This is a genomic window from Novosphingobium sp. BL-52-GroH (assembly GCF_044813085.1).
Classification (GTDB): Bacteria; Pseudomonadota; Alphaproteobacteria; order Sphingomonadales; family Sphingomonadaceae; genus Novosphingobium.
On record NZ_CP171152.1, the window covers coordinates 2019172 to 2036201 of the forward strand.

At 67.8% G+C, this 17030-nt stretch carries 18 protein-coding genes; 12 read left to right on the top strand and 6 right to left on the bottom strand.

Features of this window, described 5'->3' with window-relative positions; translation table 11 throughout:
* Position 1: 1 nt before the first annotated feature.
* The 9 genes from ACFFDA_RS22315 (at position 2) to ACFFDA_RS22355 (ending at position 9506) form a co-directional block, all read left to right on the top strand.
* Positions 2–397, top strand: a complete 396-nt coding sequence (locus tag ACFFDA_RS22315; RefSeq protein ID WP_404479472.1) for a DUF2141 domain-containing protein — start codon at positions 2–4, stop codon at positions 395–397.
* A 62-nt stretch (positions 398–459) separates the two neighbouring features.
* Positions 460–1740, top strand: coding sequence for an MFS transporter (locus tag ACFFDA_RS22320; protein WP_404479473.1), 1281 nt, complete (start codon positions 460–462; stop codon positions 1738–1740).
* Between the two features lie 149 nt (positions 1741–1889).
* On the top strand, positions 1890–3257 hold the full coding sequence (locus tag ACFFDA_RS22325) for a hypothetical protein (protein WP_404479474.1): 1368 nt from the start codon (positions 1890–1892) through the stop codon (positions 3255–3257).
* A gap of 202 nt (positions 3258–3459) precedes the next feature.
* Positions 3460–4821, top strand: a complete 1362-nt coding sequence (locus tag ACFFDA_RS22330) for a M48 family metalloprotease (protein ID WP_404479475.1) — start codon at positions 3460–3462, stop codon at positions 4819–4821.
* 114 nt (positions 4822–4935) lie between these two features.
* Positions 4936–5634, top strand: a complete 699-nt coding sequence (locus ACFFDA_RS22335) for a DsbA family protein (RefSeq protein ID WP_404479476.1) — start codon at positions 4936–4938, stop codon at positions 5632–5634.
* Positions 5635–5829: 195 nt separating this feature from the next.
* A complete protein-coding gene (locus ACFFDA_RS22340; RefSeq protein WP_404479477.1) occupies positions 5830–6993 on the top strand; it encodes a sensor histidine kinase in 1164 nt (387 codons plus the stop codon).
* Between the two features lie 46 nt (positions 6994–7039).
* Positions 7040–7837, top strand: a complete 798-nt coding sequence (locus ACFFDA_RS22345) for a LytR/AlgR family response regulator transcription factor (RefSeq protein ID WP_404479478.1) — start codon at positions 7040–7042, stop codon at positions 7835–7837.
* A 65-nt stretch (positions 7838–7902) separates the two neighbouring features.
* Positions 7903–8763 carry a carboxylating nicotinate-nucleotide diphosphorylase gene (gene nadC, locus ACFFDA_RS22350; protein WP_404479479.1) on the top strand — a complete coding sequence of 287 codons (861 nt, stop codon included), beginning with the start codon at positions 7903–7905 and terminating at the stop codon, positions 8761–8763.
* Positions 8764–8801: 38 nt separating this feature from the next.
* On the top strand, positions 8802–9506 hold the full coding sequence (locus ACFFDA_RS22355; RefSeq protein ID WP_404479480.1) for a ribonuclease T: 705 nt from the start codon (positions 8802–8804) through the stop codon (positions 9504–9506).
* A gap of 28 nt (positions 9507–9534) precedes the next feature.
* Here the strand turns inward: ACFFDA_RS22355 and ACFFDA_RS22360 are convergent, their stop codons facing one another.
* A complete protein-coding gene (locus ACFFDA_RS22360) occupies positions 9535–9990 on the bottom strand; it encodes a nucleoside deaminase (RefSeq protein WP_404479481.1) in 456 nt (151 codons plus the stop codon).
* Between the two features lie 116 nt (positions 9991–10106).
* Between ACFFDA_RS22360 and rpmB the strand changes: the two genes are divergently transcribed.
* Positions 10107–10391, top strand: coding sequence for a 50S ribosomal protein L28 (gene rpmB / locus ACFFDA_RS22365; protein WP_404479482.1), 285 nt, complete (start codon positions 10107–10109; stop codon positions 10389–10391).
* A gap of 100 nt (positions 10392–10491) precedes the next feature.
* Here rpmB and ACFFDA_RS22370 read toward each other — a convergent pair whose 3' ends face one another.
* The 4 genes from ACFFDA_RS22370 to xseA form a co-directional block, all read right to left on the bottom strand.
* Positions 10492–11505 carry an esterase-like activity of phytase family protein gene (locus ACFFDA_RS22370; protein WP_404479483.1) on the bottom strand — a complete coding sequence of 338 codons (1014 nt, stop codon included), beginning with the start codon at positions 11503–11505 and terminating at the stop codon, positions 10492–10494.
* A 45-nt stretch (positions 11506–11550) separates the two neighbouring features.
* Positions 11551–12444, bottom strand: coding sequence for a M23 family metallopeptidase (locus tag ACFFDA_RS22375; protein ID WP_404482837.1), 894 nt, complete (start codon positions 12442–12444; stop codon positions 11551–11553).
* A gap of 168 nt (positions 12445–12612) precedes the next feature.
* Complete coding sequence (locus ACFFDA_RS22380; protein WP_404479484.1) at positions 12613–12816, bottom strand: DUF2093 domain-containing protein; 204 nt, start codon at positions 12814–12816, stop codon at positions 12613–12615.
* A gap of 20 nt (positions 12817–12836) precedes the next feature.
* Positions 12837–14345, bottom strand: coding sequence for an exodeoxyribonuclease VII large subunit (gene xseA / locus ACFFDA_RS22385; RefSeq protein WP_404479485.1), 1509 nt, complete (start codon positions 14343–14345; stop codon positions 12837–12839).
* Between the two features lie 5 nt (positions 14346–14350).
* Here xseA and purD point away from each other — a divergent pair, with 5 nt between their 5' ends.
* Both purD and ACFFDA_RS22395 read left to right on the top strand, forming a co-directional pair.
* Positions 14351–15634 (top strand): phosphoribosylamine--glycine ligase, encoded by a 1284-nt coding sequence (gene purD / locus ACFFDA_RS22390; protein WP_404479486.1) that lies wholly within the window; start codon positions 14351–14353, stop codon positions 15632–15634.
* 205 nt (positions 15635–15839) lie between these two features.
* On the top strand, positions 15840–16373 hold the full coding sequence (locus ACFFDA_RS22395; RefSeq protein ID WP_404479487.1) for a hypothetical protein: 534 nt from the start codon (positions 15840–15842) through the stop codon (positions 16371–16373).
* 151 nt (positions 16374–16524) lie between these two features.
* Here the strand turns inward: ACFFDA_RS22395 and ACFFDA_RS22400 are convergent, their stop codons facing one another.
* On the bottom strand, positions 16525–17028 hold the full coding sequence (locus ACFFDA_RS22400; RefSeq protein WP_404479488.1) for a hypothetical protein: 504 nt from the start codon (positions 17026–17028) through the stop codon (positions 16525–16527).
* Positions 17029–17030: the final 2 nt, after the last annotated feature.

Sequence of the window (17030 nt, forward strand, 5' to 3'; positions counted from 1 at the left end):
GATGCTGGGGGCGACGGCGCCTGCCGCGACCTCGGTCACGGCCACGGTGACAGACCTGCGCTCCTCCAAGGGCCAGGTCCTCGCCTGCCTGACGACCCGTGCGGATGCCTTTCCCGATTGCGAGAAGGACCCCCTCGCCCACAAGCTGAAAGTGCCGGCCGCGCCCGAAGTCCATCTCGACTTCGGCACGGTGCCGGCGGGGCACTACGCCGTCTCGCTGGTCCACGACGAGAACGGCAACGGCAAGCTCGACACTCGCCTGATGATCCCGCGCGAGGGCTACGGCTTCTCCCGCGACGCCCCGGTGCGCATGGGACCGCCCCGGTTCGAGCGCGCCGCCTTCGCCGTGGAGGGCGAAACTGTTCGCCTGACGATCCGGATGCGATATCTTCTATAGGCGGGGTTGCCCCCGGCCCCCGGCCGTCTTACGCCGATGACGTGGCTGGGCACGAGGATGTGATGGAGCACGCCGTCGAAAAGGCGGTGGAAGCGACGACGAGCGGACTGGTCCCGCCGCCGCGGACCGGTGCGTTCTCGCCGTTCCGCTACCCCGTGTTCCGCGCGATTTGGATCGCCAACCTGTTCTCGAACCTGGGCGGTACGCTGCAGGGCGTGGGCGCGGCCTGGCTGATGACCGAGCTGACACCCTCGCACCAGCTCGTCGCGCTGGTCCAGGCCTCGGCGACGGTGCCGATCATGCTGTTCGGCGTCTTCGCAGGCGCCATCGCCGACAACTACGATCGGCGAATCGTCATGCTCGTGGCCCAGGTCGGCATGCTCGTCGTCTCCGCGACACTGGCCGGGCTTGCCTATGCGCACCTGTTGACGCCGGCGCTGCTGCTCGCCTTCACGCTGAGCGTGGGTATCGGCACCGCGCTCAACTCGCCCGCCTGGCAGGCCTCGGTGCGCCAGCAGGTGGAGCCGCGCGAAATCCCGCAGGCGATCGCGCTCAACTCGATCTCGTTCAACATCGCCCGCTCGATCGGCCCGGCGTTGGGCGGGATGCTGATCTCGATCTGGGACGTCTCCTTCGCCTTCGCGATCAACGCGATCAGCTATGTCGGCCTCATCGGCGTGCTGCTCTGGTGGAAGCCCGAGGCGCGACCCGTCGACCGTCGCCCGATCCTGCCCGCGGTGGCCGTGGGTATTCGCTTCTGCGCCGCCAACGGCCCGCTGCGCCGTCTGTTGATCCGCGGCTTCGCGCTGGGCTTCAGCCTGGCGGCCTACCAGGCCCTGCTACCCGCCGTCGTCAGCGCCAACGTCAACGGCAGCGAGCTGGACTTCGGACTGATGCTGGGCCTGTTCGGGATCGGCTCGATCGTCGCCGCGCCGTTCACCGGCTCGCTGCGCCGCAAGTTCGGGCTTGAGGGAATCCTGGCGATCGGCGCGGGAATGTTCGTCTTCGCGCTTTCGCTGATCGCCGAAGTCCACGACATCCTCTACGCCCTGCCCGCCGCCTTCGTGGCCGGCATGGCCTGGGTGATGATCCTCACGACCATCAACACCGCCGTGCAACTGCGCTCGCCCGAAGCGATCCTGGGTCGCTGCCTGTCGATCTACCAGGCCGTGACGTTCGGCGGCATGGCGCTGGGATCGTGGGCCTGGGGCGCGCTGGCCGACTGGAAGAGCCTGCCGTTCGCCCTGCACGCCGGGTCGATCTTCCTGATCGTCTCGTTCGTGCTCCTGCGCATCGTCGCGCCGCTGCCGAAACTGGGCGAGGGCGTGCTCAAACAGGCGTGAAAAGCCGTTTGGCCAACGTCGTTGCGGGGTTTTTCTCGATGCGGCACCGATCCGCTCCCCTCCGCGGCAGCCTACGTGGCGCAACTTAAGCCTTATTTCACGCTGTTGCGCCAGAATGGGCGTCCAACAGGGGTGACTCGGGAATCGAAATGGATACTTTGGGCGGTCAGCTTTCCGGTCACGACGGGCTCGATACGGACCCGGGCGACCTGGACACCGGCTCGCGCGCACCGGTAGTCGGCAACGACGAGCGGCGCATGCAGGTGCGGGCCTACAATTTCTGGGCCAGCCTGCTCGGCACGCGCACTTTTCCCGACATCGCCGACCTGCGCCCCGAGACCCTGCCCGACTTCGGCCCTCGCAGCGTCCTGCTCGACTTCACGCAGGGCGACGTCACGGACACCAAGATCACGGAAGCGGGTGGCGGCATAGAGAATCCCGCCATTGCCTACCTCGGCGCCTTGCTGGCGCAGGAATGCGGCGCCGACGGACCCTTGCGCCACATCCAGGACGTGCCGAGCCGCTCGCTGCTTTCGCGCATCACCGACCATTACATGCAGATCCTCGCCAACGAGGCGCCGATCGGGTTCGAGGCGGAGTTCGTCAACCATGCCGGCGTGACGATCCTCTATCGCGGCATCCTGCTGCCGTTCTCGCGGGATGGCGCGCGGATCGACTTCATCTACGGCGTCATCAACTGGAAGGAACGCGCCGATACGGTCGACAGCGACCCGCCGGTGCGCACCAGGTCCAGGGACGCCCGCCCCGCCATGCTGCGCGGACCCGAACCGCTGACCGAATGGGCCGACGGGCCCGTCGACCTCGGCCTGCCCGTGCCGGGCGCCTATGCCCCTATCGAACTGCCGCGCCCCGGCTTCGCCATGGATGCCGAGCCCACATCCTTCACCCACGAGGAGATGGGCCTGGCCGACTGGCTCGCCTCGGCCCGCGAACTGGCCCTGCTGGCGCGGGGCAGCGAGGAACGCTCGCACCAGGCGCTCTACGACGCGATCGGGCGCGCCTACGACTTCGCGCTCGCCGCCATCGAGGCGCCCGAGGACTTCGCCGAGCTGGTCGAGGACGCCGGCCTCAAGGTACAGGAGCGCGCGCCGCTGATGCCGCTGGTCAAGCTCGTCTTCGGCGCCGACTACGACAAGACCCGCCTTGCCGAGTTCACCACCGCGATCGCCCACGGCCAGCGCCTCGGCATGGGCCGGGGCATGCTCGCCGACCATCTCGGCGCCACCCCTGGCGGCCTCAAGGCCCTGGTTCGCGAGGAGCGCCGCCTGCGCCGCGAGGACGGCGGCAAAACCGCGGCTCCGCTCGGAAACCGCGAGAAGCTGGTGCGCGGCCTGCGCGCGATCGAAGCCCGGCCGATGGCCGCCCTCGCCCGCGACGGCGAGGAATTCACCGTGCTCGTCGCCCGCCGGCTGGAAGGGGGCGAAGTGGTGCTGGTGGGTGAAGTGAGCGGCGACGAGGCCTTGCTCCAGCGCGCCGCAAGGCACCTGCTGGGCTGACGCCGCCCCCGTGAAGGCGCGGGCGTTGCGCCTGCCCGATCTTGTTCCGGTCGCCGAGACGACGGCAGGTTCAGCCTCGCCGTAACTCGCCGCCGACGCGTGCCATGACGAAAGTGGTTCAACCTTACGCGATCCCGCTCTAGACGTGCTCCTTCCCCCGGCTTCATCGCCGGTTAAGCCCGTGCGGTCCCCAAGAGGAACGATGCCGAAGCTGCGAAGTCCCGCACTGTTCCTCACCGTCCTCGCGCTGTTCGGCCTGTCGGCCGCTCCCGCGAGCGCACAGTCGATCCTGCGCGACGCCGAGACCGAGGCGCTGCTTCACGACATGGCCGCGCCGATCGTCAAGGCCTCGGGACTGGGCGTGAACAACGTCGACATCGTGCTGGTCAACGACGGATCGGTGAACGCTTTCGTCGCCGGCGGCCAGGCGGTCTACGTCAATTCCGGCCTCATCGACGAGGCCGACACCGCCGCCGAAGTGCAGGGCGTGATCGCCCACGAACTGGGCCACGTCACCGGCGGCCATGCCGTGCTGAACCTGGGCGGCAAGAGCGCGACCAACATCTCGCTGCTCTCGCTGCTGCTGGGTGCGGCGGCCGCGGCGGCCGGTGGCGGCGAGGCGGCGATGGGCGTCATCATGGCGGGCCAGTCGGCAGCGATGGGCAAGTACCTTGCCTATAACCGCTCGCAGGAAGCCTCGGCCGACGCGGCGGGCGCGCAGTATCTCTCCGCTGCCGGGATCAGCGGGCGCGGCTCGGTGGAGTTCTTCAAGAAGTTGCAGAACCTGGAATTCCGCTATGGCTACCGCCCCAAGGACGGCGACGAATTCTATTCCAGCCACCCCCTCACCAGCGACCGCATCGCAACCCTGCAGGACACCTACGAAAAGGACCCGGCCTGGACCAGGCCGGACGACGCAGCCCTCCAGAAGCGCTTCGTGCGCGCCAAGGCCAAGCTGTTCGGCTACCTCGCCACCCCGCGCGAGGTCATGCGCCGCTATCCCGTCACCGACAATTCGGTGCCGGCCCGCTACGCCCGCGCCTATGCCTATCACCGCGAGTCCAAGTTCGACGAGGCCCGCGCAGAGACCGAAGCCCTGATCGCCTCGGACCCGAACGACCCTTATTTCCTGGAACTCGACGGCCAGATCCTGCTCGAAGCGGGCAAGGCGGCCGAGGCGATGGGACCGCTGCGCAAGGCGACCGAACTGTCCGGAAACGCCCCGCTGATCGCCACCCTGTTCGGCCACGCCCTGATCGCGACCGAAGACCCGGCCAACTTCAAGGAGGCACAGGGCGTGCTCAAGACCGCCGTCGCGCGCGATCGCGAGAACCCCTTCGCCTGGTATCAGCTTGGCGTCATCTACGCCGCCAACGGCGACATGCCCCGCGCCTACCTCGCCAGCGCCGAGCAGCAGGTGCTCTCGGGCAACATGGACGAGGCCCTGCGCAGCGCCCAGGCGGCCGAAGCCGGGCTTCCGTCCGGCACGCCGGACTGGCTGCGCGCGCAGGACATCGAGATGCAGGCACGCGCCGAACTGGAGCGCGGCAAGAAGCCCCGCTAGGGATATGCAGGAACGTCCCTGGATGGCTTCCCCACGGCCTTCGCCGGGGTCGCAACGACGGCCCCGGTTTCAGAATACTTTCGCGCACCAGCAACACAGGTAACTTTCAAGACCATGGGCAACGCCACGAAGTTCGCAATGATCGCCGGAGCCCTCGTGCTGGTGGCCGCGGGAGGCTGGTACGGCGGGCGCGTCGCGGTCGAGCACGTCGTCCACGACTACATCCTCGACCACCCCGAGATCCTACCCCAGGCGATGGAGAACCTGCAGAAGCGCCAGGCCTCGCAAGCCCTTGCCGGCGTGCGCCAGAACGTCGAGACGCCGTTCCCCGGTGCCGTGCTGGGCAATCCCGCCGGCAAGGTCACGCTGGTCGAATTCACCGACTTCGCCTGCGGCTACTGCCGCCAGAGCCTGGGCGACGTTGCCGGGCTGATCGCCAAGAACCCCGACTTGCGCATCGTCATCCGCGAACTGCCGATCATCAGCCCGCACAGCCCCGAGGCCGCCAAGATGGCGCTCGCCGCCGCCGAACAGGGCAAGTACCCGCAATTCCACGACGCCATGTTCGCCGCCGGCCAGGTCGACAAGCCCACCATCGAGGCCGTCGCGCAGAAGATCGGCCTCGACATGGATCGCGCCCGCCGCATCGCCGCCAGCCCGACGGTGGAGGCGGAACTGGCCCGCAACCTCGAGATCGCCCAGCGCCTCGGCTTCTCCGGCACGCCGAGCTGGATCGCCGGCGAGCGCCTGATCGCCGGCGCCGTCGGCATCGACCAGCTTTCCGAGGCCGTAACCGCCGCGCGGGGCAAGTGATATCGCGGTCCCGGACTCGACCCGGCACGGCGGCCAAAGCCCCGCGCGACTACGGCAGGACTCCACGCCGCGGTGGGCCATCGCGAGCGATCGCCTGAAAAGTGCACCCCGGTCCCGGATCAAGTCCGGGATGACGGAGGAAATCCGGGCCTCTCGCGTTTTGCAACGGGCCCAAGTTCGGCTAGGCTCCCTGGCATGAGCGTTCTGCCCATTCAGCCGATCCCCTTCTTTGCCGACAAGGACAAAGCCTTCTGGCGCCTCCAATTGGTGGGCTGGGTCGGCGCCCTCGTGCTGCGCTCGATGTCGCTGCTGGCCAACAACCTGCCGCTCATCTCGCTGGTGCAGCCGCTGATCGCCACGATCACGGGGTTCTCGATCTCGCTGGTGCTGTCGGTCGTCTACCGCACTCTCATCCGGCAGCGCGCGCTGGTGACCTGGGGCATCACGCTGCTGGCCCTGCCGCTGGCAGTGGGCCTGCATGCCTTCATCGACGCCTGGGTGATCTCGCTGTGGCGCATCGATGCCGACACCAGCTTCGCCCAGCTGTTCGTCGGGGTGTTCTACCTCGACGCGACGCTACTGGGCGCATGGACGGCGCTCTACTTCATGGTCAACTTCTACCTCCAGGTGGAAGAACAGAACGACCAGATGATCCGGCTGGAGAACCAGGCCACCAGCGCCCAGTTGGCGATGCTGCGCTACCAGCTCAACCCGCACTTCCTGTTCAACACCCTGAACTCGATCTCCACCCTGGTGCTGCTCAAGCAGACCGAGCCGGCCAACGCCATGCTCAGCCGCCTCTCCTCGTTCCTGCGCTACACGCTGGTCAACAAGCCCTCCGCCCGCGTCACCGTGGCGCAGGAAGTGGAGACTCTGCAACTCTACCTCGACATCGAGCGCATGCGCTTCGAGGAACGCCTGCGCACCACGTTCGACATCGATCCCGCAACCGAAAGCGCGCTGCTGCCCTCGCTGCTGCTCCAGCCGCTGGTCGAGAACGCGATCAAATATGCGGTCAGCCAGCAGGAAGCGGGGGCCGAGATCACCGTCGCCTCGCAACTCGTCGGCCCCATGCTTCGCATCACCGTCTCGGACACCGGCCCGGGCTTGCAAAGCCCCACCACCGACAACAGGTTGTCGGGCATGACCTACGATGGAGGGGAGCCGGTATCGACCGGCGTTGGATTGGCCAACATCCGCGACCGCCTGTCGCAGGCCTACGGCGATCAGCATCGCTTCGAGACGGTGGAGCCGCTCGAGGGCGGTTTTGCCGTCGTCATCGAACTCCCCGTCGAGCGCCGCGAAGCCACCGAAGACATTTCCGAGCCCATGCGCCAGCCCGTTCAGGCGGCGCGATGAAACCTTTTTGGGCCGCGCGCGTTAGCCGGTCCGGAGAAAACAACTAATGACCATCCGCACGATCCTTGTCGACGACGAGAAACTCGCCATCCAGGGCCTGCAGCTTCGGCTCGAAAAATATCCCGATGTCGAGATCATCGACACTTGCGCCAACGGGCGCGAGGCGATCCGCAAGATCAAGACGGAAAAGCCCGACCTCGTCTTCCTCGACATCCAGATGCCCGGCTTCGACGGCTTCTCGGTGGTCAAGGGCGTGATGGAAATCGAGCCGCCGCTGTTCGTCTTCGTCACCGCCTACCAGGAACACGCCGTGCGCGCCTTCGAGGCCAACGCGGTGAACTACCTGATGAAGCCCGTCGACGAGAGCAAGCTGGACGACACCCTCGCCCGCGTACGCCAGCGGCTGTCGGAAAAGCGCTCGTCCGAGGAAGCGGAAAAGCTCAAGACCGTCCTCGCCGAAGTCGCCCCCGATGCGGTCGACCACATGCCCGAGGAAAGCGACCCCAACGCGGATCGCTACGAAAAGCTCATCAACATCAAGGATCGCGGCCAGATCTTCCGCATCGACGTCGATTCGATCGAGCACATCGAGGCCGCGGGCGACTACATGTGCATCCGCACCGCCGACAACTCGCTGATCCTGCGAGAGACGATGAAGGACCTGGAACGCCGACTCGACCCGCGCGTGTTCCAGCGCGTGCACCGCTCGACGATCGTCAACCTCAACCAGGTCCGTCAGGTGAAGCCGCATACCAACGGCGAGTGCTTCCTGGTGCTCGATTCCGGCGCGCAGGTGAAAGTCAGCCGCTCGTACCGCGACGTGATCGCGCGGTTCGTGCATTAATTCCGATTCCCCGGGCAGGGCATGAAGGGTCGACAACGCGATGTGAACGCGCAAAAGACGCGGGCATGACTTCGTTTTCGATCTACGGTTTCGACCTCGCCGCCTTCGTCGATGCAACGCTGGCCGAGGACCTCGGTGCAGGCCTTCCAGGCGGCGGCCGCGACGTCACGTCCGAGAGCGTGATCGAGGCCGCGGCGCGCTTTTCCGGAGTCATGGATTCGCGCGACGCGATCACCGTCGCCGGCCTGCCGATCGCGGCGGCGTTCTTCCGCAAGCTCGACCCGGCGATGGAGATCGAGGTTCTCGTCGAAGAAGGCGTTCAGGTGCCGCCCGGAACCAACCTCATGCAGTTGACGGGCAATGCCCGCGCCATGCTGACCGCCGAGCGCAGCGCCCTCAACACCGTGCAGCATCTCTCCGGCATCGCGACGATGACCCGCCAGTACGTCGATGCCATGGCGGGGCATGCTACGCTACTGGACACGCGCAAGACCATTCCGGGCCTGCGCCACCTCGAAAAGTACGCGACCCGCCAGGGCGGTGCCAAAAACCATCGCATGGGCCTGTGGGACGCGGCGATGATAAAGGACAACCACGTCCTCGTCGCCGGCGGCGTCGGCCAGGCGGTGGCGAGGGCCAAGGCGGCGGGGGTCTCGCAAATCATCTGCGAGGTCGACCGCCTCGACCAGATCGAACCTGCCATCGCGGCCGGCGCGCATCACCTGCTGCTCGACAACATGGGCCCGGACACCCTGCGCGAGGCCGTGGCGGTCGTTGCCGGCCGGGTGCCGACCGAGGCCTCGGGCGGCGTCAACCTCGCCACCATCGGCGCCATCGCCGCCACCGGCGTCACGTACGTCTCGGTCGGCCGCCTGACCCAAAGCGCTCCCGCCGCCGACATCGGGCTGGACTTCACGCCCCTATGAGACTGGGCCTATGAGACTGGGCCTATGAGACTGGGCCTGTGAGGCTGGCTGGGGCGCTGATCGCAGCGCTGCTGGCCACCTTGCCCGGGGCCGCGCTCGCCCAGGCCTATCAATGCACCGTGCCGCGCACGATTGCGCCCGTGCGCCCGGTTTCTCCCGACGGACCGGCGCGCCGCACGCCGATCGCAGGCTACACGCTCGCCGCGAGTTGGTCGCCCGATCACTGCAAGACCAGTGGCGACACGCGTTCGATGCAATGCGCCAGGGCCAACGGCCGGTTCGGCTTCGTGCTGCACGGTCTGTGGCCCGAATCGGCGCGCGGACCTTCGCCGCAGTGGTGCGCGACGCAACCGTTGCCCTCGACACGGGACTTGCGCGAGCATCTGTGCATGACGCCCTCGCCCGGCCTGCTGGCGCACGAATGGGCCAAGCACGGCAGTTGCATGGTGGCGACGCCTGCGAAGTATTTCCGCGTCAGCGCGATCCTGTGGCGGTCGATACACTGGCCGGACGCGGACCGTCTCTCGCGCCGCAAGGACCTGACGGCGGGAGACCTGCGCGAGGAATTCGTGGCGGCGAATCGCGGCTGGCGACGCGAATCGATCGGGATCGAGACGAGCCGGGCCGGCTGGCTGCGCGAAATCCACCTCTGCTACGGCAAGGACTTCCGCCCCGGGCCCTGTGCACCGCGGCAATATGGCCCGGCCGAGTCGGCGCCGCTGAAGATCTGGCGGGGGCTCTGATCCTCGTCCGGGACGACGATCTTCTCCCTCAACGCCGCTCGCGGAAAAACCCCCGTAGCAGTTCCACCGATTCGGCCTCGCCCATGCCCGAATAGACCTCGGGCCGGTGCAGGCACTGCGGATGGTCGAACACCCGCGCGCCGTGCTCCACGGCCCCGCCCTTGGGGTCCGAGGCGGCGTAGTAGAGCCGGGCGATGCGTGCGTGGGCGATGGCGCCGGCGCACATCGCGCAGGGCTCCAGCGTCACCCACAGCTCGCAGCCTTCAAGTCGTTCGTTTCCCAGAATCCTGGCCGCGGCGCGAATCGCCTCGATCTCGGCATGGCTGGTCGGGTCGTGCCGCTCGCGCGGGCCGTTGCGGCCGACAGCGAGGACGCGGCCGTCCTTCACCACGACGGCACCGATCGGAACTTCGCCGGAATCGGCGGCTTCGCGGGCTTGCGCCAGGGCTAGAGCCATGTATTCGGGAAGTGGCCAACGAGTCATGGGTTTGCGCTAGCCGCCTAAAAACCTGTGTGCAACTTGACCTTGCCGGGGTGACTCGCTAAGGGCGCGCCTTCCCGTTTCTACGGCAACAGATCTTTTTCGAGCGAGAGTAGACCATGTCCCGCATTTGCGAACTGACTGGCAAGGGCCGCCAGGTCGGCTGCAACGTCAGCCACGCCAACAACAAGACCAAGCGCGTCTTCCTGCCCAACCTCCAGAACGTCACGCTTCTGTCGGAAGGCCTGGACCGCAGCTTCAAGTTCCGCGTCTCGACCAACGGCCTGCGTTCGGTCGAGCACAACGGCGGCCTCGACAACTGGCTGCTGAAGGCTTCGGACTCGAAGCTCTCGCCGCGCGCCGTCAAGGTGAAGCGCGAGCTGAAGAAGAAGCAGGCCGCCTGATTGCGCCGCTCCCCACAAGGGAGCGCGTCAGGATACCCGCTTGAAACGGCGTGCGAGGCAGAGCTTCGCGCGCCTTTTCGTGTCTGACTTCAGGCGCATCTCATTCAGGCCGAGGTAACTTCGTCGGATCGACCGAAAGCTTCCACAGCAGCGTGCGCTGCAGGACACGCATGTCGTTGTCGTCTGACATCAGCCATACGACGATCCGCCCGTCCGGCTGCGGCACGGCTGCGATCGCCTCGAAGTTGTCGACCGGCAGCACCGAGGCCAGCGAGGCGAGCGGGGCCGAATGCCACGTCGCTCCCGGCCTGATCTGCGCGGTATCGGCGATGACGATTTTCCCTGCGAAGCGCATCGGCATGGGCCAAAGCAGGCGCCGCATCAGGATCAGCGCACGCCCGTCCGGCAGCACCGCCATGTCGACGACGGAGAAGTTGTCCGGCGCGTCGAACCGGAACCGCTGTGCCCGGGGATGCTCGATCGGGTCGCCGGAAAACAGCACCGCCTCGTGCAGACGCGTCTCGAACAGCGAGGACGGTATCTCGCGAATCGCCACGAAGCGCCCGTCCGACAGGCGCGCCATGGCCTCGGCGCCCGTGTTTAGGCCCCAGCCGGCCATCGCCGCGGGAGCCACCCTGCCCGTCTCGGCCAGGTCCGGCGACAGCCGCACGATGTGGTTGGAGCCTTCGAGAGCCACCCAGTAGCGCCCCGTCTTCGGATCGTGCGCCACCGATTCGACGTCGTGCCCGGCCTTGTCCTTCTGCTCTCCCCGGAACCTGATCCATTTGGCGACCGGCCTGCGCCAGGGTTGGCCCGGAAACGCGAACGACAGCACCGCTCCGCCGTCGTTGAAGGCGAGGGGCCGGCCGTCGCCGCGCACAGTGATCGAGGAATAGCCGAATACCCGCCGGTTCGACGATTTGAACTGCCATGCCCCTTCCATGCGAAACGGGCCCAGGAACGAGGCCATGACCGCAGGGGCGGGGAGCGCTTCTCGGGTGATCGTCAGGTCGGGGTGGTCGCCATCGGGCCTGCGCGGCACGGGCGAGTGGACCCAGGAGGAGCACAGGAGCGCCGGGGCGACTATCAGGAGAGCGATGCTGCGGCGCACCATGGCTGAATAGGTGAATTGGCGGGCTTGGCAAGCCGCGCCGCCCAATCAATTCATCGGACCTGTGAACAGCAGCGGATCGAGTCGCGCCTCGTTCCACTTGATCGACCAGTGCAGGTGCGGGCCAGTGGCCCGGCCGGTCATGCCGATGCGGCCGATGACCTGCCCCTGCCGGACGTGGTCGCCCTCCTTCACGAGGATCTGCGAGCAGTGCAGGAACGCGCTGTTGAGCCCCATGCCGTGGTCGAGCATCAGCAGGTTGCCCTCCAGCGTGAACGGCTTTTGCGCCGCGAGGATGACGACGCCATCGGCCGGGGCGACGAACGGCGTACCGCTCGTGCCGCTGCTGACGTCGAGGCCGGAGTGGTAGGCGCCCGGCTCGCCGCGATAGACGCGCTGCGAGCCGAAGCGGCCGGAGATGCGGCCTCTCGCGGGCCAGATGAAGTGCTGGCGCCACCCTTGCGCATCGGTGACGAGCGTGCGCGCCGCATTGATCCGCGCCAGTTCGGGACGGCGCAGCGCCATGAATGCCTCGCTGGGACCACCGGGGCTGCGGGCGATGTTGACGTTCTCGATCTGCCACGCGCGCGGGGCGACGGCGATGCGTTGCTCTCCGATCGAACCATTGGCGGTGACCGTGCGCAGCAGCGCCTGCGGCCCGGCATCGCGATCGAACGCAGCGAACCAGCCGCCGTCCGTCGCGACCTTGATGGGCACTCCATCGAGCGAGAGGGAGCGCATGCCCTTGGGCAAAGTGCCGCGAATCCAGCCGCCCTGGGTCAGTTCGCCGGTGAAGGGGATCGCCACGGGTTTGACCGGTGCGGCAGGCGCCACCGGCGCGATGCCCGGGTTCTGCGCCGCACGGATAATCACCGGAACCGCAAGGGCAGTGCCGATGGCGAGGACGAGGACGGGAGTTAGTGCCTTGGGGAGCAATCGCATGAGAGCCTTACCGTCCGACTGGCGCGCAACAGGAACCGTCATCCTGAACTTGTTTCAGGGTCGATCTTGCCGATCACCCGGCAGAGTGAACGGCGACATGGGCCCTCAAACAGGTTCAGGATGACGGGTGAAACAAAGGGCGAGCATGCCGACCAGGCGGCGGCCGGCTCAGGCCTGGCCGAGCAGGCGCTTGGTCGCGATTTCGGGGGTGGCGTAAGGCTCCTGCCGCTCGACGCTCCAGTAGCGCAGCAGTTCGAGCGGGATCTTCTCGCCGGTCACGGCGCAAGTCACGTAGTGACCCGCGCTTAGGACACGAAAGCCGTTGGGGCCATAGGCGAGCTTGGCGGGGCGGTCTGCGGAGGACATCAGCATGGAACATCCTTAGCAGACCATCACGATCCGAACAAATCGTCCTGTCGCGGGGTGGCGGAAACCGGCCGCGCGGGTTTGCGGGCCGGCGGGGTGGCCAATGCGGCAGGCGTCGCGCCCGCTGCTTCGCCGCCGAGCGAAACCGCCAGCTCGCCGTCGCGGAACTCGATGACGAGGCCGGTCTCGCCCGCCGCCGCCTCGCGGCTCGTGACGGCCTTGCCGCCGGCGTTCTTGACCAATGCATAGCCGCGCTGGAGCGGCAGGCGCGGGTCGAGCTGGGGCAGCACGCGGGCGACCGGGGCAAGCCCGTCGCGGGCCAGCATCCAGCGCCGCTCGAGCAGGCGCGGGGTGAGGCCGGCGCGGGCCAGCCGCTCGTTGCAGGACTGCACGCGGTGGCGCAGCAGCGGCAGCGAGAGCTTGCCGGCGACGCGGTGCAGCGCCTCGCGCTTGGCTGCGGCTTCATCGCGCAGGCCGCGGCGCAAACGTTCGGACAGTTCGTCGAGCTTCTGCGCCTTGGCGGCGAGGATGGCCTCGGGTTTGGGCAGGCGCTGGACGCGCGCCTCCAGCCGCTCGCGCCCCAGCGTGACGGGACGCAAGGCGCTGCGCCGCATGCGCAGGACCATCTCGTCGATCTGCGAGCGCAGTTCGGCGCGCACCGGCACCGCCATTTCGGCAGCGGCGGTGGGCGTCGGGGCGCGACGGTCGGCGGCATGGTCGCACAACGTCGTGTCGGTCTCGTGCCCCACGGCGGAGATCACCGGGATCGACGATTCGGCGACCGCACGCACGACGATTTCCTCGTTGAAGCTCCACAGGTCCTCGATCGAGCCGCCGCCGCGCGCGACGATCACGAGGTCGGGGCGCGGCACCGGGCCGCCGGGCCGGATCGCCGAGAAGCCGCGCACCGCGTTCGCCACCTGCTGCGCCGAGCCTTCGCCCTGCACCAGCACCGGCCAGACCAGCACCCGGCTGGGAAAACGGTCGGCCAGGCGGTGGAGGATGTCGCGAATCACCGCGCCCGTGGGCGACGTGACGACGCCGATCACTTGCGGCAGGAACGGCAGCGCGCGCTTGCGCTCAGGCGCGAAGAGACCCTCGGCGGCAAGGCGGGCGCGCAGCTTCTCCAGAAGCGCGAGCAGCGCGCCTTCACCGGCGATCTCCATCGTTTCGATGACGACCTGGTACTTCGAGCGGCCGGGATACGTGGTCAGCTTGCCGGTGGCGATGACCTCGATACCGTCTTCGGGACGGAAGGCGAGGCGCTGGGCGCCGCCTTTCCACATGACCCCGTCGATCAGCGCCTTGTCGTCCTTGAGGGCGCAGTAGAGGTGGCCCGAGGCCGCGCGCTTGACGCCAGAAAGCTCGCCGCGCAGGCGCACGAAGCCGAAGCGATCCTCGACGGTGCGCTTTAGCAGGTTCGAAATCTCGCTGATCGACAGCGGCGCGGCGTTGTCCCCGGCGGTCTCCTTCGCTACCAGCCCCCCCGAACGATCCGCGTAATCATCGTCGTCGAAGAATTGATTGGAAGGCACGGGTAATGAACATCCTGCTACTGGGCTCGGGCGGCCGCGAACATGCGCTGGCGTGGAAGCTGGCGCAATCCCCACGCTGCGATACCCTGTGGGCCGCACCCGGCAATCCCGGCATCGCCGAACTCGCGACCTGCATCCCGCTCGATGCCACCGACCATGCCGCCGTGCTGGCCTTCTGCGAGGCCAACGTGATCGGCCTCGTCGTCGTCGGGCCCGAAGCACCGCTGGTCGACGGCCTCGCCGATTCGCTGCGCGCCGAGGGCTTCGCGGTATTCGGGCCGAGCAAGGCCGCCGCCCAGTTGGAAGGCTCGAAGGGCTTCACCAAGGACCTTTGCGCCCGCGCCGGCATTCCCACCGGCGGCTACGAGCGCGTGACCGACGAGGCCGCCGCCATGGCCGCGCTGGCGAAATTCGGCGCGCCGGTCGTCATCAAGGCCGATGGCCTCGCCGCCGGCAAGGGCGTGACCGTGGCGATGACCATGGCCGAAGCCGAAGACGCGGTGCGCGACATCTTCGCCGGTCGCTTCGGAGAAGCCGGCGCCGAAGCGGTGATCGAGGAATTCCTCGAAGGCGAGGAAGCCAGCTTCTTCGCGCTGACCGACGGCTCCACCATCGTCCCCTTCGCCTCGGCGCAGGACCACAAGCGCGTGGGCGATGGCGACACCGGCCCCAACACCGGCGGCATGGGCGCCTACAGTCCGGCGAAAGTGCTCACCCCCGAGCTGGAAGCGCTGGCTATGACCCGCATCATCGCACCCACCGTGCGCACGCTGGCCAACGAGGGCATGCCTTATTCCGGCGTACTGTTCCTGGGCCTGATGCTCACCGCCAAGGGCCCCGAGCTGATCGAATACAACTGCCGCTTCGGCGATCCCGAGTGCCAGGTTATGCTGATGCGCCTGGAATCGGACCTCGTCGAACTGCTCCACGCCTGCGCCGAGAACCGCCTTGCCGCGATCGAGCCGCCGCGCTTCTCCGCCGACGTGGCGCTGACCGTGGTGATGGCCGCCAAGGGCTACCCCGGTACTCCGGCCAAGGGCGGCCGGATCGACGGCATCCCTGCTGCCGAGGCCAACGGGGCTCGCGTCTTCCACGCCGGCACCGCGCTCGACGATGGCACGCTGGTGGCCAGCGGCGGCCGCGTCCTGGCAGTGACGGCGCGGGCGGGCAGCGTCACCGATGCGCAGGCGAAGGCCTATGCGGCGGTCGACGCCCTCGATTTCCCCGACGGCTTCTGCCGCCGCGACATCGGCTGGCGCGAAGTGGCGCGCGAAAGCGCCGATGCTTAGGTCGTAGTCCCATAAAGCGCACCATCGCGGCGCTCGAATGGCGAACCGCTCGGGGCGAAGGGCCGCCAGGGGCTGGTTGCCCCTTCAAGGTCGCTCCGGTTGGAGACGAAAGACTTGTGCCGACAGACCTCGAAATATCGACATATTCCTTCGTCCTGCTTCCTTGCGCCGAGCCATTTTGCCGCAAACCTCGATGGTGCCCTTTATGAAGTTACGACCTGAGCACGCCGACCCTATCCTGAAGCTGTCGCTGGCGGTGGCTGCGCTGCTCGCAGGGGCGGGCGTGGGCTATTACTATGGCATCTACCTCCCCGCGCAGGACGTGCGTCGCCAGACGCTGGCGATGACCGAGCGCAAGGAGCAAGAGGCGCGGCAAAGCCAGGCCCTGGCCGAACGCGCACGGCGCGAAGCGGCGGCGCAGGGCGAGTACCAGGACTGCGTCAACTTCGCCGAACTGTCGTACAAGCAGCGCTGGACGCAGACCTGCCAGAGCATGCACGACGCCGACCAGTCCGCCTTCGAGGACTGCGCCGACGACCTGTTCAGCACCGAGAGCGGCTGCCTCGCCAAGCGCCCGATCCGCCCCGCCCGCGACTGCGCCCTACCAGCACAGACCGCCCAGGCCCTGTCCGACGCACGCGAACGGCGCAAGGCGCAATGCCTCGGGCAACTGGAAGCGGCGCAACAGGGGCGAGCACAGGTCGCGGTGCCGGTGGAAGAGCCGAGCGGGATGCCCTGAGCGGGGCTTGGGCGGAGGTTCTGCGGAGGCGGAGTGACGCGTCGCGCTCAAGACTGCGAACGCCGCATCGTTCGCAGTCTATCGCCCGAACAACTCCTCCCTGTCGCGAACCGATGGGGAGGATCGGGAGCGCCCTGCGGCATCTACCCGGTCAGACCGTCCCTTCCAGCAGCAACCGGACCACCAGCGCCAGCCGCTTGGCGTCCTCGCGCGCCAGGTGTTCCTTGGGCAGCCGGCGCTTGGCCTCCTCCAGAGCGGTGACGACCTGCGGACGCGTGTAGCCGCGCTCCTTCAGGAATTCGCCGAGGTAGTGCACCGGGAACGGCAGCCCGGCGCCGACGCCCTGGCACAGAACCTCGAGCCAATACTGGTCGAGGTCGGCATCGGCATAGACCGGGCACCCGTTGACGAACGCAGCCATCTCGGCGAGCACTTGCGCCGGCGGCAGGCCCTCGTCGTCGAGCAGTTGCTGGCTGATGCCGTGCAACGCCTCGGCCTCGTCCGACCAGTCCCAGTAGCGCCAGGCATCGACCGGGCGGATCAGCCAGGCCCGGCTCGAGCCGTCGGTGCGCGCCACGGCGACCTCGATGGGATAGGACTGCCCATATTCGGGCAGGCAACTCGCTTCGAAGTCGATCAGCGCGGGACAGCTCAAGC

Coding starts and splice junctions, on each gene's coding strand:
- ACFFDA_RS22395 (WP_404479487.1), top strand. CDS start 15,840: ATGAAGTTACGACCTGAGCACGCCGACCCTATCCTGAAGCTGTCGCTG.
- ACFFDA_RS22330 (WP_404479475.1), top strand. CDS start 3,460: ATGCCGAAGCTGCGAAGTCCCGCACTGTTCCTCACCGTCCTCGCGCTG.
- ACFFDA_RS22375 (WP_404482837.1), bottom strand. CDS start 12,444: ATGCGATTGCTCCCCAAGGCACTAACTCCCGTCCTCGTCCTCGCCATC.
- ACFFDA_RS22370 (WP_404479483.1), bottom strand. CDS start 11,505: ATGGTGCGCCGCAGCATCGCTCTCCTGATAGTCGCCCCGGCGCTCCTG.
- ACFFDA_RS22335 (WP_404479476.1), top strand. CDS start 4,936: ATGGGCAACGCCACGAAGTTCGCAATGATCGCCGGAGCCCTCGTGCTG.
- ACFFDA_RS22320 (WP_404479473.1), top strand. CDS start 460: ATGGAGCACGCCGTCGAAAAGGCGGTGGAAGCGACGACGAGCGGACTG.
- ACFFDA_RS22345 (WP_404479478.1), top strand. CDS start 7,040: ATGACCATCCGCACGATCCTTGTCGACGACGAGAAACTCGCCATCCAG.
- ACFFDA_RS22325 (WP_404479474.1), top strand. CDS start 1,890: ATGGATACTTTGGGCGGTCAGCTTTCCGGTCACGACGGGCTCGATACG.
- rpmB (WP_404479482.1), top strand. CDS start 10,107: ATGTCCCGCATTTGCGAACTGACTGGCAAGGGCCGCCAGGTCGGCTGC.
- ACFFDA_RS22315 (WP_404479472.1), top strand. CDS start 2: ATGCTGGGGGCGACGGCGCCTGCCGCGACCTCGGTCACGGCCACGGTG.
- ACFFDA_RS22360 (WP_404479481.1), bottom strand. CDS start 9,990: ATGACTCGTTGGCCACTTCCCGAATACATGGCTCTAGCCCTGGCGCAA.
- purD (WP_404479486.1), top strand. CDS start 14,351: ATGAACATCCTGCTACTGGGCTCGGGCGGCCGCGAACATGCGCTGGCG.
- ACFFDA_RS22380 (WP_404479484.1), bottom strand. CDS start 12,816: ATGCTGATGTCCTCCGCAGACCGCCCCGCCAAGCTCGCCTATGGCCCC.
- ACFFDA_RS22340 (WP_404479477.1), top strand. CDS start 5,830: ATGAGCGTTCTGCCCATTCAGCCGATCCCCTTCTTTGCCGACAAGGAC.
- nadC (WP_404479479.1), top strand. CDS start 7,903: ATGACTTCGTTTTCGATCTACGGTTTCGACCTCGCCGCCTTCGTCGAT.